This window comes from Streptomyces sp. yr375, assembly GCF_900110755.1.
Lineage (GTDB): Bacteria > Actinomycetota > Actinomycetes > Streptomycetales > Streptomycetaceae > Streptomyces.
This window is the reverse complement of record NZ_FOFF01000015.1, coordinates 144,076-160,099: the sequence shown is the minus strand read 5'-3', so window position 1 is coordinate 160,099 and position 16,024 is coordinate 144,076. Positions and strand designations below refer to the sequence as shown.

The following is a 16,024-nucleotide window of genomic DNA, read 5'->3' as shown; positions in this document are numbered from 1 at the left end:
ACGCCGGACGGGCTGAAAAGCAGACACCCGACCAGCGCTTGGATCGGTGCCGGACGGGCTGAAATTCCCGGGCCGAACTCCCCCGTGTGACCCGGTCAGGGCGTTTTCGCGTTCTCCTTCACCGTGAGTTTGCCCTTGCGGATTGTTGCCACCCTTGGGGCCTTCTTCGCTATCGACGAGTCGTGGGTGACCATGATGAAGGTCAGCCCGTGTTCCTTCCACAGGGTGTGCAGGACGTCCATGATCTCGTCGCGCATGCTTTCGTCGAGGTTGCCGGTCGGCTCGTCGGCGAGGAGTACCTTCGGCTGTTTCACCAGGGCGCGGGCGATCGCGACGCGCTGTTGCTGGCCGCCGGACATCTCGGACGGCAGGTGTCCGAGCCGCTCGCCGAGTCCCACCGACTTCAGTGCCTCGGCGGCCCGTTCGCGGCGTTCCTTGGGCTTCACGCCGAGCGGGACGAGGGCGGTCTCGACGTTCTCCTGTGCGTTGAGCGTCGGGATGAGGTTGAAGGACTGGAAGACGAAGCCGATGTTCTCGCTGCGCACCTTCGTCAGCCTGGCCTCGGAGAGCTTGGCCAGGTCGACGCCGTCGAGGACGATCTCACCCTCGGACGGCCGGTCGAGCGCGCCGATCATCTGGAGCAGCGTGGACTTGCCGCCGCCGGTGGGGCCCTGGATGACGAGCCGGTCGCCGTCCGGGATGGTCAGGTCGACGCCGGCCAGGGCGTGGACCGTCTCCTTGCCCCGGGTGTAGCGCTTGGTGACGCCTTTGAGTTCGTACATGGGGACTACAACTCCTGTCGGTCGTAGGGGGGTTCGTTGGGAGGGGTGGTGGTGGCTACTCGACTCGGCGCAGTGCGTCCGCCGGGCGCAGTCGTGATGCCCGCCAGCCGCCGAACGCCCCCGCGATCAGGCCGCCGGCCACGGCGAGGCCCACCGCGACGGCCACCGTCGTGACGCTCACCGGAGCCGTCAGCGCGACGTCGAGGGTCTTGGCCGCCGCCCGACGACCCGCACCGCCGAAGCCACCACCACCGAAGCCACCGGGACCGCCCTGGCCGCCGCCTCCCCCGCCGCCGCCCAACTGGGCTTGCAGCGTGGGGCTGATCGCCGTCACCGCGTACGCGCCCGCCAGGCCCAGCGCGATGCCCAGAGCGCCGCCCAGCAAGCCGTTGACCATGGCCTCGCCGACCACCTGCCGGGTGACCCGGCCCGACTTCCAGCCCAGCGCCTTCAGCGTGCCGAACTCCCGCACGCGCCTGGACACCGCCGAGGAGGTGAGCAGCCCGGCGACCAGGAACGCGGCGATCAGGACCGCGATCGACAGCCACTTGCCGACGTTCGTGGCGAGGGAGGAGGCCGTGGAGAGGGAGCCGGAGACGGTGTCGGCGAGGTCGGCGGAGGTCGTCACCGTCGTACCCGAGACGTTCTTCTGGATGGTCGACTTGACGCCGTCGATCCGCTGCGAGTCGGTCGCCTTGACGTAGATCGTGGTGACCTTGTTCTTCGAGTCGCTGAGGGTCTGGGCCTGGGCCAGCGGAAGGTAGACGTTGGCGGCGGCGTCGCCGCTGTCCGCCGTGGCGATGCCGATCACCGCGAACTTCACGCTGTGGATGGTGAGCGTGGAGCCGACCTTGAGCGACTTCTCCTTGGCGTACGCCGAGTCGACGACGGCGACCTTGCCGCTGCTCTCCGTCGTCTTGAAGGTACGGCCGCCGGTGATCGTCGACGAGGTCAGCGGGCCGAGCGCGGGCTTGGTGACGTCGGTGCCGTAGACGGAGTAGCTGTCGACGTCGAAGTCCGCGCCGCCGCCCCGCACTTCACCCTGCGGCTGGCCGCTGCCCTGCCTGCCGCCATAGCCGCCTCGGCCGCCACCGCTACCCCTGCCGTTGCCGTTCTGCTGGAACTGGCCGCGGGTGAACTGGCCGTCGACCTTGAGCACGCGCAGGCTCAGTCCGCCGACCGCGTCGGAGACCCCGCTCTGCTCGCCGACCTTGGCGACGGTCGCGCTCGACAGGGTCTGGAAGCCCTGCACCATGACGCGGTCGGTGCTCTGCTGCGCGCCGGAGTCGTTGTCCTGCGCGTCGAACTGGAAGCGCGGGCGGCCCGAGGCGTTCGCGGTGGGCGTCGCGGCCTTGGTGACCGTCATGTCCGTACCCAGGCCGTACAGGGACTGGAGGACCTTGTCCTGGGCCTTCCCCATGCCCGCCGACACGGAGGTGACCACGATGACCAGCGCGATGCCCAGCGCCAGTCCGGAGGCGACGACGAGGGCCGCTTTTCTGCGGCGGCGCAGTTCGCGCCTCAGGTAGGTGAAGAACATGGCCGCACGGTAGGTACGCCGCGTGATGAAGCCATAAGGCCGACATAAGAGAACGATGAGAAGGCTGTGACCGGGCCCGGAAACACCGATGCCGCCCCTGAGGGCGGCATCGGAAAGCTGTGAGCGGACTGTCGGTCGGGTCGGTCAGACGGCCGAACCGGCCTTCCACTGCGCCCAGTCCATGTTCCAGCCGTTGAGGCCGTTGTCCGGGGCGACCGTCTTGTCGCCGGTGTTCTTGACCACCACGACGTCACCGACGATCGAGTTGGTGAAGAACCAGTAGCCCGCCGTGCCCGTGTCGTTGGCACCCTTGGTGTCGGACAGGCCCACGCAGCCGTGGCTGGTGTTCACCGAGCCGAAGACGGACTTCGCGCCCCAGTAGTTGCCGTGCACGAAGGTGCCGGAGTTGGTGAGGCGGATGGCGTGCGGCACGTCCTTGATGTCGTACTCGCCCTTGCCGTCGTCGTCGGTGAAGCCCACGGTCGCGCCGTTCATGCGCGTCTCCTTGAACTTCTCCGACATCACCATCTGGCCCTCGTACGTCTTGTTCTCGGGCGAGCCGGCGGAGATCGGGATGGTCTTGATGACCGCGCCGTTGTGCGTGATCTTCATCTGCTTGGTCTGCGCGTCGACGTAACTCACCTGGTTACGGCCGATCTTGAAGGTGACCGTCTTCTGCTGGACACCGAAGACACCACTGGCGCCCTCCACACCGTCGAGCGCGAGCTTGACCGTGACGGTGGAGTTCTCCTTCCAGTAGTCCTCGGGCCGGCAGTCCATGCGCTGGGTCGAGAACCAGTGGCAGACGACTTCCTGGCCGCTGGTGGAGGTGACGGTGACGCCCTTCTGGACGGCCGCCTTGTTGGTGATCTCCTTGTTGAAGTTGATCGACACCGGCATGCCCACGCCGACGGTCGAGCCGTCCTCAGGCGTGAAGTTGCCTATGAAGCTGTTGTCCGGGGAGACCGTGGTGAAGGAGGCGTTCTCGTGGGCTTCGAGGCCCGCGGAGTCCTTCGCGCTGGCCGCCACCTTGTAGGTGGTGGAGCGCTCCAACTGACCGGTCGGCTTCCAACTGGTCTTGTCGGCGGAGAGCGCGCCCTCGACCGCGGTCCCCTCGGCGGTGGTCATCGTCACCGTGGTGAGCGTGCCCTTGCTCACCGTGACAGCCGCCGAGTTGTTGATGGAGGCGTTGTCCGAACCGTCCGCCGGCGTGATCTTGATCTGGGCCTCGGAGGACTTCTTGGCCGCCGCCTCGTCGGCCTTGGCCTGCGAGGAGCCGCCTCCGCCGTCGGAAGCGCCGCTGTCGCCGCCGCCGGAACACGCAGAGAGCATCAGAACACCGCCGAGCAGTGCGGACGCCGTCATGAGACCCCGACGCCGCCTACTGTCCGTCATCACACGCTTCTCCATCGTTGCCGATTACAAAACCCGCGAGAGTTCCCGTCGAAACAGTTCAACGCCACGACCGGTTCGTCCCGTTCCGCATTTCCCGAAGATGTGGGGCACGCCACCTTGGCGACGCGAGTGACTCGGGTGACACGGGACGCAGTCAGAGACGAAGGAACCCCGGCCGGCGGTTGCCGTCCGGGGTCACAATTTCCCGAGACGCTCAGCCGATACGGACTTCTTCCGCGGACTCCTCGCCCTCGGACTCCTCGCCCTCGGACTCGTCGTCCTCGGACCCCTCATCCTCGTACTCATCATCCTCGTCGAGGTCCCACTCCGGCGAATCCGGGTCGTAGTCGATCCGCTCGCTGGACCAGGAGGCCTGCTGGAGTTCGACCCCGGGCACCTGACTGACCAGGTCGAACGGGTCGACGAGGTAGGCGAGGGACTCCGCGGTGTCTTCCGTCACAGCGGACTCGGCGTGCGCGCGCTCGTCGTCCGGCAGTTCCGCGTCGCCGGCCAGCTTCCGCAGAGCCGCCGCGGTCACGGCGTCCTCCTCGTGAATCTCGAGGACGAGTTCCACCCGAAGCCGTACAAAACGTGATGTCTCTTCAGTGTTCATGGCCGGAGCGTACGGCTCACAGCTCCCGCAACTTTCCCACGACCCGCGCCTTTCATTAGCATCGGACCACACGGCCAATTCGCCAGCGTCACAAGGGGATCGATATTCCGTGTCATCCGCCCGCCGTCCGTTGCTGACCGCCACCGCCGCGGGGACCCTGCTGGGTGCCCTGTGGTTCGTCCCGTCCGCCAACGCGTCCCAGGACGCCCCGGTCAGAACGGAGCCGACGAAGCAGGTCACGACCCAGGCACGGGCCGTGTCGACGACGACGTCCGACGCGACGTCGCAGTCCACGGCTTCCACGGCCCGGACGACGGCCGCCGACGACGGCATCCGGCTCGCCGACACCGGAAGCTTCGACACGACCCCGTACGTCGTCGGCGGGACCACGTTTCTCGCGCTGGGCGCAGGCTTCGTCGTGTATTCGGTTCGTCGCGAACGTCTCGATTTTTAAATGAACTTGACTGTTCTTTGACACGTTCTTCATAGTTCGGCCATGAACAGAACATCGGGGGCGCGGCTGTGCTCCACGGCCGCAATAGCCGCACTGTCGCTCTCCCTTCTCACCGCCTGCTCCGGCGAGGGCTCGAAGAACTCCGCGGACTCCAAGACGTCCGCGTCCGCATCGGCTTCGGCTTCGGCTTCCGCGTCGGACTCGTCGGCTCCGGCCGCGAAGGCGCTCACCGTCGCCGAGTTGAAGAAGCTGCTGCTCGCGCAGGGCGACCTCAAGGGCTACAAGGTCGACGACGACGAGGCCGTCGAGACCAGCAAGTCGGCGGTGAAGGTCGACAAGGCGGCGTGCGCCCCGCTCGCCTGGGCCACGAACGGGCTCCCGCCGGGCGACACGGAGGCGAACGTCTCCAACAGCCTCACCGAGGAGAAGGGTTCGGCCGCAAGCGAGCAGCCGAAGGACGTCGAGGACGCCCTCGACCTCACCATGACGTTCGTCGCCCTCTCCTCCTACGAGGCCGACGGCGCCGCGAAGACCGTCAAGGCGCTGTCCGACGGCGTCACGGCCTGTGCCGGCGGGTACGGCTTCACCTCCGAGGGCGAGACCTCGAAGGTCACCAAGGTCGCCGCGGAGAAGGGCTCCGGGAAGGGCGACGAGTCGGTGGCGTTCGCCCAGGACATCGTGGTGGAGGGCCAGACGATCACCGCCCACACCGAGGTGATCCGCAAGGGCGGCACCCTCGCCACCCTCTTCACGATGAACATCACCGCGCTCACGAAGGGCGGCGACATGGGTGCCATCCCCGTGGCCGTGGCCGACGCCCAGATCGCCAAGCTCAAGTAACCCCGCCAGCTCCCGCACCGCACAGGGGCCCCGCTGCGTCCCAACTGCCTTACCGCAGCGGCCCCGTGACCGTCTCCGCCGCCGTGACGACCCCTCCGGCGCGTACGAACGCGTCCGCCGCCGCGAGGTCGGGGGCGAGGTAGCGGTCCGGGCCGGGGCCCTGGACGCCCGCCTTGCGTACGGCGTCGATGACCGCGCGGGTCGCGGGCGCCGGGGTCAGCCCCTCGCGCAGCTCCACGCCCCGGGTGGCGGCGTACAGCTCGACGGCGAGGACGCGCGTGAGGTTGTCGACGGCGGTGCGCAGCTTGCGGGCGGCGGACCAGCCCATCGACACGTGGTCCTCCTGCATCGCGGAGGACGGGATCGAGTCGGCGGACGCCGGTACGGCCAGCCGCTTCAACTCGCTGACCAGCGCGGCCTGCGTGTACTGGGCGATCATCAGCCCGGAGTCGACGCCGGCGTCGTCCGCGAGGAACGGCGGCAGGCCGTGGCTGCGGTTCTTGTCCAGCAGCCGGTCCGTGCGCCGCTCGGCGATGGAGGCGAGGTCGGCGACCGCGATGGCGAGGAAGTCGAGGACGTAGGCGACCGGCGCGCCATGGAAGTTGCCGTTGGACTCGACACGGCCGTCGGGCAGCACCACCGGGTTGTCGACGGCCGACGCCAACTCCCGTTCGGCGACGAGCCGGGCGTGCGCCATGGTGTCGCGGCCGGCGCCGGCGACCTGCGGGGCGCAGCGCACCGAGTAGGCGTCCTGGACGCGGGGCGCGTCGTCCTGATGATGCCCGGTCAGCTCCGAACCGGCGAGCACCGCGAGCATGTTGGCGGCGCTGGCCCCCTGTCCCGGGTGCGGGCGGATGGCGTGCAGCTCGGGCGCGAGGACCTTGTCGGTGCCGAGCAGGGCCTCCAGCGACAGCGCGGCCGTGACGTCGGCGGACTTGTAGAGCATGTCCAGGTCGGCGAGGGCCATGACCAGCATGCCGAGCATGCCGTCGGTGCCGTTGAGGAGCGCCAGCCCCTCCTTCTCTCGCAGCTCGACGGGGACGATGCCGTGCTCGGCGAGCAGCTCGCCCGCGGGCCGTACGACTCCGTCCGGGCCCTCCGCGTCGCCCTCGCCCATGAGTGTGAGGGCGCAGTGCGAGAGCGGGGCCAGGTCGCCGGAGCAGCCGAGGGAGCCGTACTCGTGGACGACCGGGGTGATGCCGGCGTTCAGGATGTCGGCCATGGTCTGCGCGACCTCGGGCCGCACGCCGGTGTGCCCGGAGCAGACGGTCTTCAGCCGCAGGAACATCAGCGCCCTGACGACCTCCCGCTCCACGCGCGGGCCCATGCCGGCGGCGTGCGAGCGGACGATGTTGCGCTGTAGTCGGGCGCGGAGTTCGGGGCTGATGTGCCGGGAGGCGAGGGCGCCGAACCCGGTGGAGACGCCGTAGACCGGCTCGGGCTTGGCCGCCAGCGCGTCCACGATCCCGCGGGCCGCGGCGAGGGCCGCCACCGCCTCCCCGGAGAGCTCGATGCGGGCGCCGTCGCGCGCCACCGCGAGTACGTCGGACGCGGTCACGCCGGACGTCCCCACCACCACAGTGTGCATATCCATATTCAGGAGCGTACGCAGTGAAGACGAAGATGTCACCAGTGGATGGGGGGTTCACCCCTTACCGAATACGTCACACCCGCCGGGGCGACTTCGGCCTCAGGGCCGCCCCCTGAACCTCCGCCGCTCGGCGGCCCCCTCGCGCGACGGCTCGTCGGCCAGGCGTACGACCGGGTCCTCGGGACCCTCGCGGCCCGCGACCACCGGGCGGGCGGCCCGTACGGCCTTGGCACGGTACTGGGCGGCGTCGGCGAGCCGGAAGAGCCGACGGGCGGAGCACACCGGCCCGATGGGGTCCTCGGTGGACGCGACCCCGCAGGCCACGCCCTCGCCGAGCTCCAGCTCCCCGGCCCTGCGGCACAGTTCACCGGCGACCTCGACGACGTCGTCGGCGGGCGGCCCGACGGCCAGCAGACAGAACTCGTCCCCGCCGAGCCGGGCGGCCAGCGCGCCGGGCAGCATGGCCCCGCACAGCGACAGCACCGACCCGAACCGCTCCAGCAGCCGGTCCCCGACGGCGTGCCCAAGGGTGTCGTTGACCCGCTTCAGCCCGTTGAGGTCACACACCGCGAGGCTGACGACGACCCCCTCGGCGCGATGCCGCTCGACCGCCTCCTCCAGCCGTACGTCGACGGCGCGGCGGTTGGCCAGACCGGTGAGGGCGTCGGTGAACGCCAGCCGGCGGGCCTCCTCCAGCCGCTCGGTCTGGGCGAGCCCGGCGGCGACGACGGCGGCGAGGACGGTCGCGAAGTCGGCGTCGGCGCGGCCGAAGACGGGCGTGCCGGTGGGGCGGGCGACATACAGCTCACCCCAGGCCCGGCCGTGCAGCACGATCGGCGCGACCACACAGGAGCCGCGCCCCCGGCGACGCAGCGCGGCGACGCGCTGATGGCAGTAGCCGGGCCGCCCGGCGGCGAGCCCCTGAGCCGTCTCCACCCAGGCGTTGGGCTCACCGCCGGCCACCCACCGCTCGTGCAGGAACTCGGTGATCTCGGGAAACTGGTGAACCGGGTAGGCCTCGTCGTCCGGGAACTCGTCCTCGTCGGCGGCCCGGTCGCCCACATTGGCCAGGACCCGCAGCCGACCGCGGTCGCGCTCCCACACCGAGAGCGCGGCGAACCCGCCGGACAGCGCCCGGCAGGCCCCGAGGGCCGCCGCGCGCCACGACTCGCGGGGGGTGTGCGCCGCCGCCATCCCCTGCGCGAGCTCCACCACGGCCACCAGGCGTCTGTCCTCACCCATCTCCCCAGGCTAGGGATATTTAGGTGAAAAAGAGACATGAAGGACCACTTAGAGTGACGTCGCCGCCCACAGGAGCCGGTTATCGGCAGCCGGTCATCGGCAGCCGGGGCTCATTCGCCCGGCCACTGCGGCTTCCGCTTCTCATTGAACGCCGCCACCCCCTCCGCCCGGTCCCCCGAGAACGCCACCGACCGCCACGCCGCGTCCTCCACCTCAAGACCGGCCCGCAGATCCAGCCCGTGCCCGAGCCGCAGCGCCCGCTTCGCCGCCCGCAGCCCCACCGGCGAGTTGGCGGCGATCCGCGCAGCCAGCGCCAACGCCTCCGTCCTGTCCTGCCCCTCCTCCACCAGGACGTCCACCAGCCCCAGTTCGCGAGCCTCGGCCGCCGCCACCCGGCGGGCCGTGAAGATCAGCTCGGCCGCCCGGGCGGCCCCCACCCGGCGCGGCAGCAACTGCGTCCCGCCGCCCCCGGGGAGCACGCCCACCGACACCTCGGGCAGCCCCACCACGGCCGTGCCGTCGGCCACGATGATGTCGCAGGCCAGCGCCAGTTCGAAGCCGCCGCCCAGCGCGAACCCGTGCACCGCCGCGACCGTGGGCACCGGCAGCTCGAGCACCCCGGTGTACGCCCCCCGCGCGACGGGCCGCTGCCGGACCAGCTCGGCGTCACTGAAGGAGTTCCGTTCCTTGAGGTCGGCGCCGACGCAGAACGCCCGCTCGTTGGTCGAGGTCAGCACGACCACCCGGACGTCCCGGTCCTCGCCCAGCGCCGCGCACGCCCCGGCGATCGACCGGGCCATGTCGGTGGAGACGGCGTTCATGGCCTTCGGCCGGTCGAGGGCCAGCTCCGCGACATGCCCGCCGCCCCCGTGCCGCCGCACCACCACGAACTCCCCGAACCGCTCCTCGCCGCCCATGACACCCTCCAGTTAACGCCGGTTAACATCTCTCGCTCGCCCGATCATCGCAGCCGGGACGCCCGGACGAAAGAGGGGCCCCACCCACCCGTACGAGTGACATCCCGCCCAACTCCCTCCGCACCGCTCACGGGAGCGCATAACGTGCGTCCGCCCCGGCGCATCGGGGGCGCGACCGCATCGGGGAGGGGACGCGATGACGAGCACGCGGACCAGGCAGTACGAGACGACGACCCGTCAGGAGCCGGAGTCAGGGCCGGAATGGGGGTCGGAATGGGGGTCGGAGTCAGGGCCGGGGTCGGACCAGTTGTGGGCCCCGCGCGCCCGGGGCCGGCACCGTCGGCCCCGCCCCCGCAAGGTGCTGTTCGCGGCGGGCGGCCTGGCGCTGGCCGCCGGGGTACTGAGCCTCGTCCGCATCTCCCCCGACTCCGGCGGCGGCGTCGGTGTCGGCGGCCTCGGCGCGGCGGAGGCCGAACCCCAGCCCGACCCGGCCACGGGCACGGAGAACGGCACCGATACAGGGACAAGCACAGGAACGGGAACCGGTACCAGCACCGGCACCGGCCGCTCGGCCGGCGCGGCGGCGACCGTCGTAGCCACCCCGACCGCCCCCAGCCCCATGGGCGGCGCGAGCGCGCGCCCGACGCCCGAGGTCAGCCTCGTCCCCGGCACCCCGGGCTCACCGACGTCCGTGTCGCTCACCCCGGGCGCCACCTACACCCCGGCCCCCGCGCCCACGAAAACCACCGCCCCGCGCCCCTCCGCGACACCGGCACCGACGCCGCCCCCGGCGTCCGCCCCGCCGACGGCAGCACCCGCGCCCCAGCCGCAGCCACAGCAGCCCACCCGTCCGCCCCGTCAGCCGGGCGTCTGCGTCCCCGTCATCGGCCTCTGCGTGGACCCACTGGCCGCACCCGTGCCCAAGCTCTAGACGCTCCTGTGGAAGGTCAGTCCTCGACGACGCCGTGCCGCCGGGTGAGCAGCCAGGGTTCGACGACGCCGAGGCCGCGCACCGGGCGCTGCCACATCGGCTGGAGCGCGAAGCGGTACGTAGGCGGCTCCTCGCCCTCCTTCTCGGCGGCGGCCGCGGCCTCCACCGCGTCCGCCTCGGAGGCCGGGGCGTCGCCGGTGCGGATCAGCTCCTCGGCGAAGGCGCTGTCGACGAGGACGGCGTCCCGTGGCGCTATCGACGTCAGCCGCGAGGCCAGGTTGACGGTCGTGCCGAACACATCGCCCATCCGGGTGGTGACCGTGCCGAAGGCCATGCCGACGCGCAGTTCGGGCATCGTGTCGTCGTTGCTCATCGTCTCGACCAGCAGCAGCGCGATGTCGGCGGCGGTGCCCGCGTCGTCGGCGGCGTACAGCACCTCGTCGCCGAGGGTCTTGATGAGGCGTCCGCCGCGGGCGGCGACCAGGTCGGCGCAGGTGGTCTCGAAGGCCTCGACCAGCTCGCCGAGTTCCTCCTCCTCCATCCGGCGGGTCAGCCGGGTGAAGCCGACGAGGTCGGCGAAACAGACGGCGAGCCGCCGGTCGATCATCTCCTCGTCGTCCGCGGCCTGCACGACCCGGCCGGCCGACGCGGAGAGCTGCCTGCGCCACACGTAGACGAGGAACTCCTCCAGCTCGGGCAGCAGCAGCTCGACGATGGGATACGTGACCTCGGTGCGGGTCATGCCCGGCTCGGGCGGCTCGGTCAGGCCCTCCAGGAAGGAGTCGATCTGCCATTCGGCCAGCCGGGCGGTGGTCTGCCCGGTGGACCGGGCCACCTGCACGGCCATCGCCTCGCTCAGCAGCCCCGCCTCGACGAGACCGGCCAGCCGCCGCAGGGCGAGGACGTCGGCCTCGGTGAGCGCCTTGGCCTGCCCGATGTCGGCGAAGCCCATGGCCCGCCAGAAACGCGACGCCAGCTCCATGGAGACACCGGCGCTGCGGGCGGCCTGAAAGGGCGTGTAGCGGCGCTCGGCGCCGAGGATGAGCTGTTCGAGGCGCAGCGCGAGAGGATGCGGGTCCTCACCGGGGTCGCCCGGCTCGCCGGGTTCCGCGGCCGGCAGGTTCTCCCGGCCGTCCGCGCCCGCGCCGGAGCCCGTGTCGTCGACGGTCACGCCTGCTGCCCTTCCGATCTTCCGCGGCCAGGTATCGACCGGCCTCAACTCTACGTCAGGTGTGCCCCAGCTCACTCCGTCCCGTTGGGGTCCCTCACGCCGGCCGCAGATGGACGATGTCGCCCGCTCCCACCGGCGCCTGCACCCCTTCCTCCGTGGCGATCACGAGCCGTCCGTCGCCGTCCACGGCGACCGCCTCGCCCACCAGGGACCGGTCCCCCGGCAGCTCGGCCCGCACCCTCCGTCCCAGGGTCGCGCACCCGGCCGCGTACGTCTCCTGGAGACCGCTCGCGCCCGGGTCGCCGCCGGCCGCCCGCCAGCGTCCGTACCACTCCTCCAGCGACCGCAGGACGGCCCGCAGCAGCGGGTCCCGGTCGGTGTTCGCCGCGCCGGCCAGGGCCAGCGAACCCGCCTGGGGTACGGGGAGTTCGTCCGCGCGCAGGGTGACGTTGACGCCGACGCCGACGACCACCGAGTCCTCGCCGGCCCGCTCCGCGAGGATGCCGCCGGCCTTGCGTTCCTCGTCCCCGACGGTCACCAGGAGGTCGTTGGGCCACTTGAGTGCCAGGTCGACGCCCGCCGCCCGGGCCAGCCCGGTCGCGACGGCGACCCCGGTGAGCAGCGGCAGCCAGCCCCAGCGGGACACCGGCACCTCGTCCGGGGTCAGCAGGACCGAGAAGAACAGCCCGGAGCGCGGGGGCGCCGACCACCGGCGGTCGAGCCGGCCCCGGCCCGCCGTCTGCTCCTCGGCGACGAGGACCGCGCCCTCGGCCGCCTGGCCCGCGCTCGCCGCCGCCACCAGGTCGGCGTTGGTGGAACCGGTGCGCTGCACCACCTCCACGCCCGACCACAGCCCGTCCCGGCGCACCAGCGCCCGGCGCAGCGCCGTGGCGTCGAGGGGCGGACGGTCCAGATCGGACCAGCGGCCGCCGCCTGCGTCTGCGTCTGCTGCATCTCGCGGTGTCATGCAAGCCACCCTAGGTGTGTTGAATGCCGCACTGCCGATCCCCAGGGCCAGCACTACGCTACGGGTGAGTAATCGTCCCCCCTTTTGAGCAGGCAGGGAGCCGCATCCCGATGTCCGAGCCGGAAGAGCGTCCCGAGATCCCAGCGATCACAGGGATCGACATCCACACGACCGCGGGCAAGCTCGCGGATCTCCAGCGCCGCATCCAGGAAGCGACACACGCCGGTTCGGCACGCGCCGTCGAAAAGCAGCACGCCAAGGGCAAGTTGACGGCGCGTGAGCGGATCGACCTGCTGCTGGACGAGGGTTCGTTCGTCGAGTTCGACGAGTTCGCCCGGCACCGCTCGACGGACTTCGGCCTGGAGAAGAACCGTCCGTACGGGGACGGTGTCGTCTCCGGCTACGGCACGGTCGACGGCCGTCCGGTCGCCGTGTTCTCGCAGGACTTCACGGTGTTCGGCGGCGCGCTCGGCGAGGTCTACGGCCAGAAGATCGTCAAGGTCATGGACTTCGCGCTGAAGACGGGCTGCCCGGTCATCGGCATCAACGACTCCGGCGGCGCCCGTATCCAGGAGGGCGTGGCCTCGCTGGGCGCGTACGGCGAGATCTTCCGCCGCAACACGCACGCGAGCGGTGTCATTCCGCAGATCAGCCTCGTCGTCGGCCCGTGCGCGGGCGGCGCGGTGTACTCCCCCGCGATCACCGACTTCACGGTCATGGTCGACCAGACGTCGCACATGTTCATCACCGGACCGGACGTCATCAAGACGGTCACCGGCGAGGACGTCGGCTTCGAGGAGCTGGGCGGCGCGCGCACCCACAACTCCGTCTCGGGCGTGGCGCACCACATGGCCGGCGACGAGAAGGACGCCGTCGAGTACGTCAAGCAACTGCTGTCGTACCTGCCGTCCAACAACCTCAGCGAGCCCCCGGCGTTCCCGGAGGAGGCGGACCTGTCCGTCACCGGCGAGGACCTGGAGCTGGACGGCATCGTCCCGGACAGCGCGAACCAGCCGTACGACATGCACACGGTGATCGAACACGTCCTGGACGACGCCGAGTTCTTCGAGACGCAGGCCCTGTTCGCGCCGAACATCCTCACCGGTTTCGGCCGGGTCGAGGGCCGCCCGGTCGGCATCGTCGCCAACCAGCCGATGCAGTTCGCGGGCTGCCTCGACATCACGGCCTCCGAGAAGGCGGCCCGCTTCGTGCGCACCTGCGACGCCTTCAACCTCCCGGTCCTCACCTTCGTGGACGTCCCCGGCTTCCTCCCCGGCGTCGACCAGGAGCACGACGGCATCATCCGCCGCGGCGCCAAGCTGATCTACGCGTACGCGGAGGCGACGGTCCCGCTCATCACGGTGATCACCCGCAAGGCCTTCGGCGGCGCCTACGACGTCATGGGCTCCAAGCACCTGGGCGCCGACATCAACCTGGCCTGGCCGACGGCCCAGATCGCCGTGATGGGCGCTCAGGGCGCGGTCAACATCCTGCACCGCCGCACGATCGCGGAGGCGGAGGCGGCCGGCGAGGACCTGGAGGCGGTGCGCGCCCGGCTGATCCGGGAGTACGAGGACACCCTCCTCAACCCGTACACCGCGGCCGAGCGCGGCTACATCGACGCGGTGGTCATGCCGTCCGACACCCGCCGCCACATCGTCCGCGGCCTGCGTCAACTGCGCACCAAGCGGGAATCCCTGCCCCCGAAGAAGCACGGCAACATCCCCCTCTAAAGGAGCCGCTGTGACGATCAAGGTCCTACGGGGCAACCCGACCCCAGAGGAACTGGCAGCCGCCCTGGCAGTGGTCCGAGCCCGCGCGGCGGCGGCCATACCGATGCCGTCCGACGCACCGACCCCCAGGGACGCGTGGTCCGACCCGTCCCGCATAGCGACACGACGCGTCCCGCAACCGAGCGCGGCAGCATGGACCCGCACGTACTGGCCAAGTTAGGGGCAGCCAACCCTCTTTCTTGGGGGCGCGGGGCTGTATCGATATGCGGCTCCGCCGCGTGGGCGCACAGAGGAACAACACAGGGCGCGAATTAAGTACCCGTACTCAGGCGCACTCCCCTGCCAAGCCGCAGGCTAGTGGCATGTTGTGGTCCGACCCGAAGAACGAGCCGCCTCAGGAACTCCGCGACACGCAGGAGTCCCTGAGACGGCTCGGCCTCTTTCTGGCGCTGGCCATGGTCGTAGCCATGATCGTGCTGGGCCTCAGGTAACGGCACCGCGCCGCTAGGCTGACCGCATGCGCAGACTCGTCCTCGCCTCCCAGTCCCCCGCCCGGCTGAACCTCCTCCGCCAGGCCGGCCTGACCCCGGAGGTCATCGTCAGCGGCGTCGACGAGGACGCCGTCACCGCCCCCACCCCCGCCGACCTGGCTCTCGCCCTCGCCGAGGCGAAGGCGGGCGTGGTGGCCGCGAAGCCCGAGGTCAAGGGTGCTCTGGTGATCGGCTGCGACTCGGTCCTCGACCTGGACGGCGAGGCGCTCGGCAAGCCCGCGGACGCCGAGGAGGCCACCGCGCGCTGGAAGGCGATGCGCGGCCGGGCCGGCACGCTCCAGACCGGCCACTGCGTCTACGACACCCTCAGCGGCCGCTACACCTCCGCCACCGCCTCCACCGTGGTCCGCTTCGGCGAGCCGACGGACGAGGAGATCGCGGCGTACGTCGCCACGGGCGAACCCCTCTACGTCGCCGGGGCGTTCACCCTCGACGGCCGCTCGGCCCCGTTCATCGACGGCATCGACGGCGACCACGGCAACGTGATCGGCATCAGCCTCCCCCTCGTACGCCGCCTGCTGGCCCAACTGGGCGTAGGGATCACGGAGTTGTGGGCGCCGCAGGAGGCGTGACGGGCTCGCGCTGGGCGTCGTACGTCATCAGGAGCAGGACGACGAGGGCCAGCACGGCGACCATGAACAGGAACTGCGGCACGCCCAGCAGCCCCCACGCGAAGGCGCCCAGCAGCCCGTGCACGACGGCGACGCTGATGAGCAGGACGCGGCCGAGGCCGGCGGGCGCGCGGTCGCGCAGGGCGACGAGCAGGGCGACCACGCCGCACAGCGCGAAGTAGAGGCCGAAGACGATCCCGCCGACCTTCGAGGACATCGACATGACGTCCGGGTCCAGACCGGCCAGGGACATGTCCTGCCGGTCCACCACGATGCCCAGCAACCAGTTCACGGCGGCGACCCCGAACGCCTCCACGAAGAGCACGACCGCGACGATCCATGCCACCGGTCTGCGCACCACCGGTCCCCACCCACTTTCGACCCCGACGCGTATGTTCGAGACAACCTGAACGCTACTAACGGGTAAACCCTGGGACAAGGGTTGTGCGGGCGGCAAAGAATCGTTGGGCCATTCGTAGGGACTCGACAAAGAAACGGCGTGGGCCGCAGCACGCTCTCACAGAGACCTTGGCCACATGGGAGGGCTAGGGTTTGCCGGAGGAGTGCTGCGTACGGCGGTACTGCAAGGGATTTCGGGGCCGAGTGAGCCAGGTATCACGCTCCGTGTGGGCAAGCTCACCGTTGAGGACGGGTCGATGATCCGTGTCGGCAGTCCCTAAACTCGG

General features: G+C 70.8%; 17 protein-coding genes. 7 read left to right on the top strand and 10 right to left on the bottom strand.

Going from position 1 to position 16,024, the window contains the following annotated elements; genetic code table 11:
• Nucleotides 1-95: 95 nt before the first annotated feature.
• From BMZ82_RS17895 to BMZ82_RS17880, 4 genes are all read right to left on the bottom strand, one after another.
• Complete coding sequence (locus BMZ82_RS17895; RefSeq protein ID WP_093776877.1) at nt 96-782, bottom strand: ABC transporter ATP-binding protein; 687 nt, start codon at nt 780-782, stop codon at nt 96-98.
• 55 nt (nt 783-837) lie between these two features.
• Entirely contained in the window at nt 838-2,322 is a 1,485-nt protein-coding gene (locus BMZ82_RS17890) for an ABC transporter permease (protein ID WP_093776875.1), read from the bottom strand.
• 144 nt (nt 2,323-2,466) lie between these two features.
• A complete protein-coding gene (locus tag BMZ82_RS17885) occupies nt 2,467-3,732 on the bottom strand; it encodes a L,D-transpeptidase (RefSeq protein WP_093776873.1) in 1,266 nt (421 codons plus the stop codon).
• A 199-nt stretch (nt 3,733-3,931) separates the two neighbouring features.
• Entirely contained in the window at nt 3,932-4,330 is a 399-nt protein-coding gene (locus tag BMZ82_RS17880; protein ID WP_093776871.1) for a hypothetical protein, read from the bottom strand.
• 109 nt (nt 4,331-4,439) lie between these two features.
• Between BMZ82_RS17880 and BMZ82_RS17875 the strand changes: the two genes are divergently transcribed.
• Both BMZ82_RS17875 and BMZ82_RS17870 read left to right on the top strand, forming a co-directional pair.
• Complete coding sequence (locus BMZ82_RS17875; RefSeq protein WP_177244534.1) at nt 4,440-4,784, top strand: cell wall protein; 345 nt, start codon at nt 4,440-4,442, stop codon at nt 4,782-4,784.
• A 42-nt stretch (nt 4,785-4,826) separates the two neighbouring features.
• Nucleotides 4,827-5,624 (top strand): hypothetical protein, encoded by a 798-nt coding sequence (locus BMZ82_RS17870; protein ID WP_093776867.1) that lies wholly within the window; start codon nt 4,827-4,829, stop codon nt 5,622-5,624.
• A 49-nt stretch (nt 5,625-5,673) separates the two neighbouring features.
• On the opposite strand, the gene hutH is transcribed toward BMZ82_RS17870, so the two are convergent.
• The 3 genes from hutH to BMZ82_RS17855 form a co-directional block, all read right to left on the bottom strand.
• A complete protein-coding gene (gene hutH, locus BMZ82_RS17865; RefSeq protein ID WP_093776865.1) occupies nt 5,674-7,212 on the bottom strand; it encodes a histidine ammonia-lyase in 1,539 nt (512 codons plus the stop codon).
• 102 nt (nt 7,213-7,314) lie between these two features.
• Nucleotides 7,315-8,457, bottom strand: a complete 1,143-nt coding sequence (locus BMZ82_RS17860) for a GGDEF domain-containing protein (protein ID WP_093776863.1) — start codon at nt 8,455-8,457, stop codon at nt 7,315-7,317.
• Nucleotides 8,458-8,567: 110 nt separating this feature from the next.
• Nucleotides 8,568-9,374, bottom strand: coding sequence for an enoyl-CoA hydratase/isomerase family protein (locus tag BMZ82_RS17855; protein WP_093776861.1), 807 nt, complete (start codon nt 9,372-9,374; stop codon nt 8,568-8,570).
• A 196-nt stretch (nt 9,375-9,570) separates the two neighbouring features.
• On the opposite strand from BMZ82_RS17855, the gene BMZ82_RS17850 reads away from it, so the two are divergent.
• Nucleotides 9,571-10,305 (top strand): hypothetical protein, encoded by a 735-nt coding sequence (locus BMZ82_RS17850; RefSeq protein WP_256251965.1) that lies wholly within the window; start codon nt 9,571-9,573, stop codon nt 10,303-10,305.
• A gap of 16 nt (nt 10,306-10,321) precedes the next feature.
• Here BMZ82_RS17850 and BMZ82_RS17845 read toward each other — a convergent pair whose 3' ends face one another.
• Nucleotides 10,322-11,476: an adenylate/guanylate cyclase domain-containing protein gene (locus BMZ82_RS17845; RefSeq protein WP_093776859.1), complete on the bottom strand. Its 1,155-nt coding sequence runs from the start codon at nt 11,474-11,476 to the stop codon at nt 10,322-10,324.
• Nucleotides 11,477-11,570: 94 nt separating this feature from the next.
• Nucleotides 11,571-12,443 carry a biotin--[acetyl-CoA-carboxylase] ligase gene (locus tag BMZ82_RS17840; protein ID WP_093776857.1) on the bottom strand — a complete coding sequence of 291 codons (873 nt, stop codon included), beginning with the start codon at nt 12,441-12,443 and terminating at the stop codon, nt 11,571-11,573.
• A gap of 110 nt (nt 12,444-12,553) precedes the next feature.
• On the opposite strand from BMZ82_RS17840, the gene BMZ82_RS17835 reads away from it, so the two are divergent.
• The 4 genes from BMZ82_RS17835 to BMZ82_RS17820 all read left to right on the top strand — a co-directional run bounded on the left by BMZ82_RS17835 (nt 12,554) and on the right by BMZ82_RS17820 (nt 15,299).
• Nucleotides 12,554-14,176, top strand: a complete 1,623-nt coding sequence (locus tag BMZ82_RS17835; RefSeq protein WP_093776855.1) for an acyl-CoA carboxylase subunit beta — start codon at nt 12,554-12,556, stop codon at nt 14,174-14,176.
• 10 nt (nt 14,177-14,186) lie between these two features.
• Nucleotides 14,187-14,396, top strand: a complete 210-nt coding sequence (locus BMZ82_RS17830) for an acyl-CoA carboxylase epsilon subunit (protein ID WP_093776853.1) — start codon at nt 14,187-14,189, stop codon at nt 14,394-14,396.
• A 142-nt stretch (nt 14,397-14,538) separates the two neighbouring features.
• Entirely contained in the window at nt 14,539-14,667 is a 129-nt protein-coding gene (mmpB, locus tag BMZ82_RS41855) for a morphogenic membrane protein MmpB (RefSeq protein ID WP_093776851.1), read from the top strand.
• Nucleotides 14,668-14,693: 26 nt separating this feature from the next.
• Nucleotides 14,694-15,299 carry a Maf family protein gene (locus BMZ82_RS17820; protein WP_093776849.1) on the top strand — a complete coding sequence of 202 codons (606 nt, stop codon included), beginning with the start codon at nt 14,694-14,696 and terminating at the stop codon, nt 15,297-15,299.
• Here BMZ82_RS17820 and BMZ82_RS17815 read toward each other — a convergent pair.
• Complete coding sequence (locus tag BMZ82_RS17815; protein ID WP_093776847.1) at nt 15,268-15,699, bottom strand: hypothetical protein; 432 nt, start codon at nt 15,697-15,699, stop codon at nt 15,268-15,270. The two genes, BMZ82_RS17820 and BMZ82_RS17815, sit on opposite strands and share 32 nt — an antisense overlap.
• Nucleotides 15,700-16,024: the final 325 nt, after the last annotated feature.

What these genes read in the sequence shown, in the direction of transcription:
- BMZ82_RS17895 (WP_093776877.1), bottom strand. Translation starts at nt 782, where the DNA reads ATGTACGAACTCAAAGGCGTCACCAAGCGCTACACCCGGGGCAAGGAG.
- BMZ82_RS17890 (WP_093776875.1), bottom strand. Translation starts at nt 2,322, where the DNA reads ATGTTCTTCACCTACCTGAGGCGCGAACTGCGCCGCCGCAGAAAAGCG.
- BMZ82_RS17885 (WP_093776873.1), bottom strand. Translation starts at nt 3,732, where the DNA reads ATGGAGAAGCGTGTGATGACGGACAGTAGGCGGCGTCGGGGTCTCATG.
- BMZ82_RS17880 (WP_093776871.1), bottom strand. Translation starts at nt 4,330, where the DNA reads ATGAACACTGAAGAGACATCACGTTTTGTACGGCTTCGGGTGGAACTC.
- BMZ82_RS17870 (WP_093776867.1), top strand. Translation starts at nt 4,827, where the DNA reads ATGAACAGAACATCGGGGGCGCGGCTGTGCTCCACGGCCGCAATAGCC.
- hutH (WP_093776865.1), bottom strand. Translation starts at nt 7,212, where the DNA reads ATGCACACTGTGGTGGTGGGGACGTCCGGCGTGACCGCGTCCGACGTA.
- BMZ82_RS17860 (WP_093776863.1), bottom strand. Translation starts at nt 8,457, where the DNA reads ATGGGTGAGGACAGACGCCTGGTGGCCGTGGTGGAGCTCGCGCAGGGG.
- BMZ82_RS17855 (WP_093776861.1), bottom strand. Translation starts at nt 9,374, where the DNA reads ATGGGCGGCGAGGAGCGGTTCGGGGAGTTCGTGGTGGTGCGGCGGCAC.
- BMZ82_RS17850 (WP_256251965.1), top strand. Translation starts at nt 9,571, where the DNA reads ATGACGAGCACGCGGACCAGGCAGTACGAGACGACGACCCGTCAGGAG.
- BMZ82_RS17840 (WP_093776857.1), bottom strand. Translation starts at nt 12,443, where the DNA reads ATGACACCGCGAGATGCAGCAGACGCAGACGCAGGCGGCGGCCGCTGG.
- BMZ82_RS17835 (WP_093776855.1), top strand. Translation starts at nt 12,554, where the DNA reads ATGTCCGAGCCGGAAGAGCGTCCCGAGATCCCAGCGATCACAGGGATC.
- mmpB (WP_093776851.1), top strand. Translation starts at nt 14,539, where the DNA reads ATGTTGTGGTCCGACCCGAAGAACGAGCCGCCTCAGGAACTCCGCGAC.
- BMZ82_RS17820 (WP_093776849.1), top strand. Translation starts at nt 14,694, where the DNA reads ATGCGCAGACTCGTCCTCGCCTCCCAGTCCCCCGCCCGGCTGAACCTC.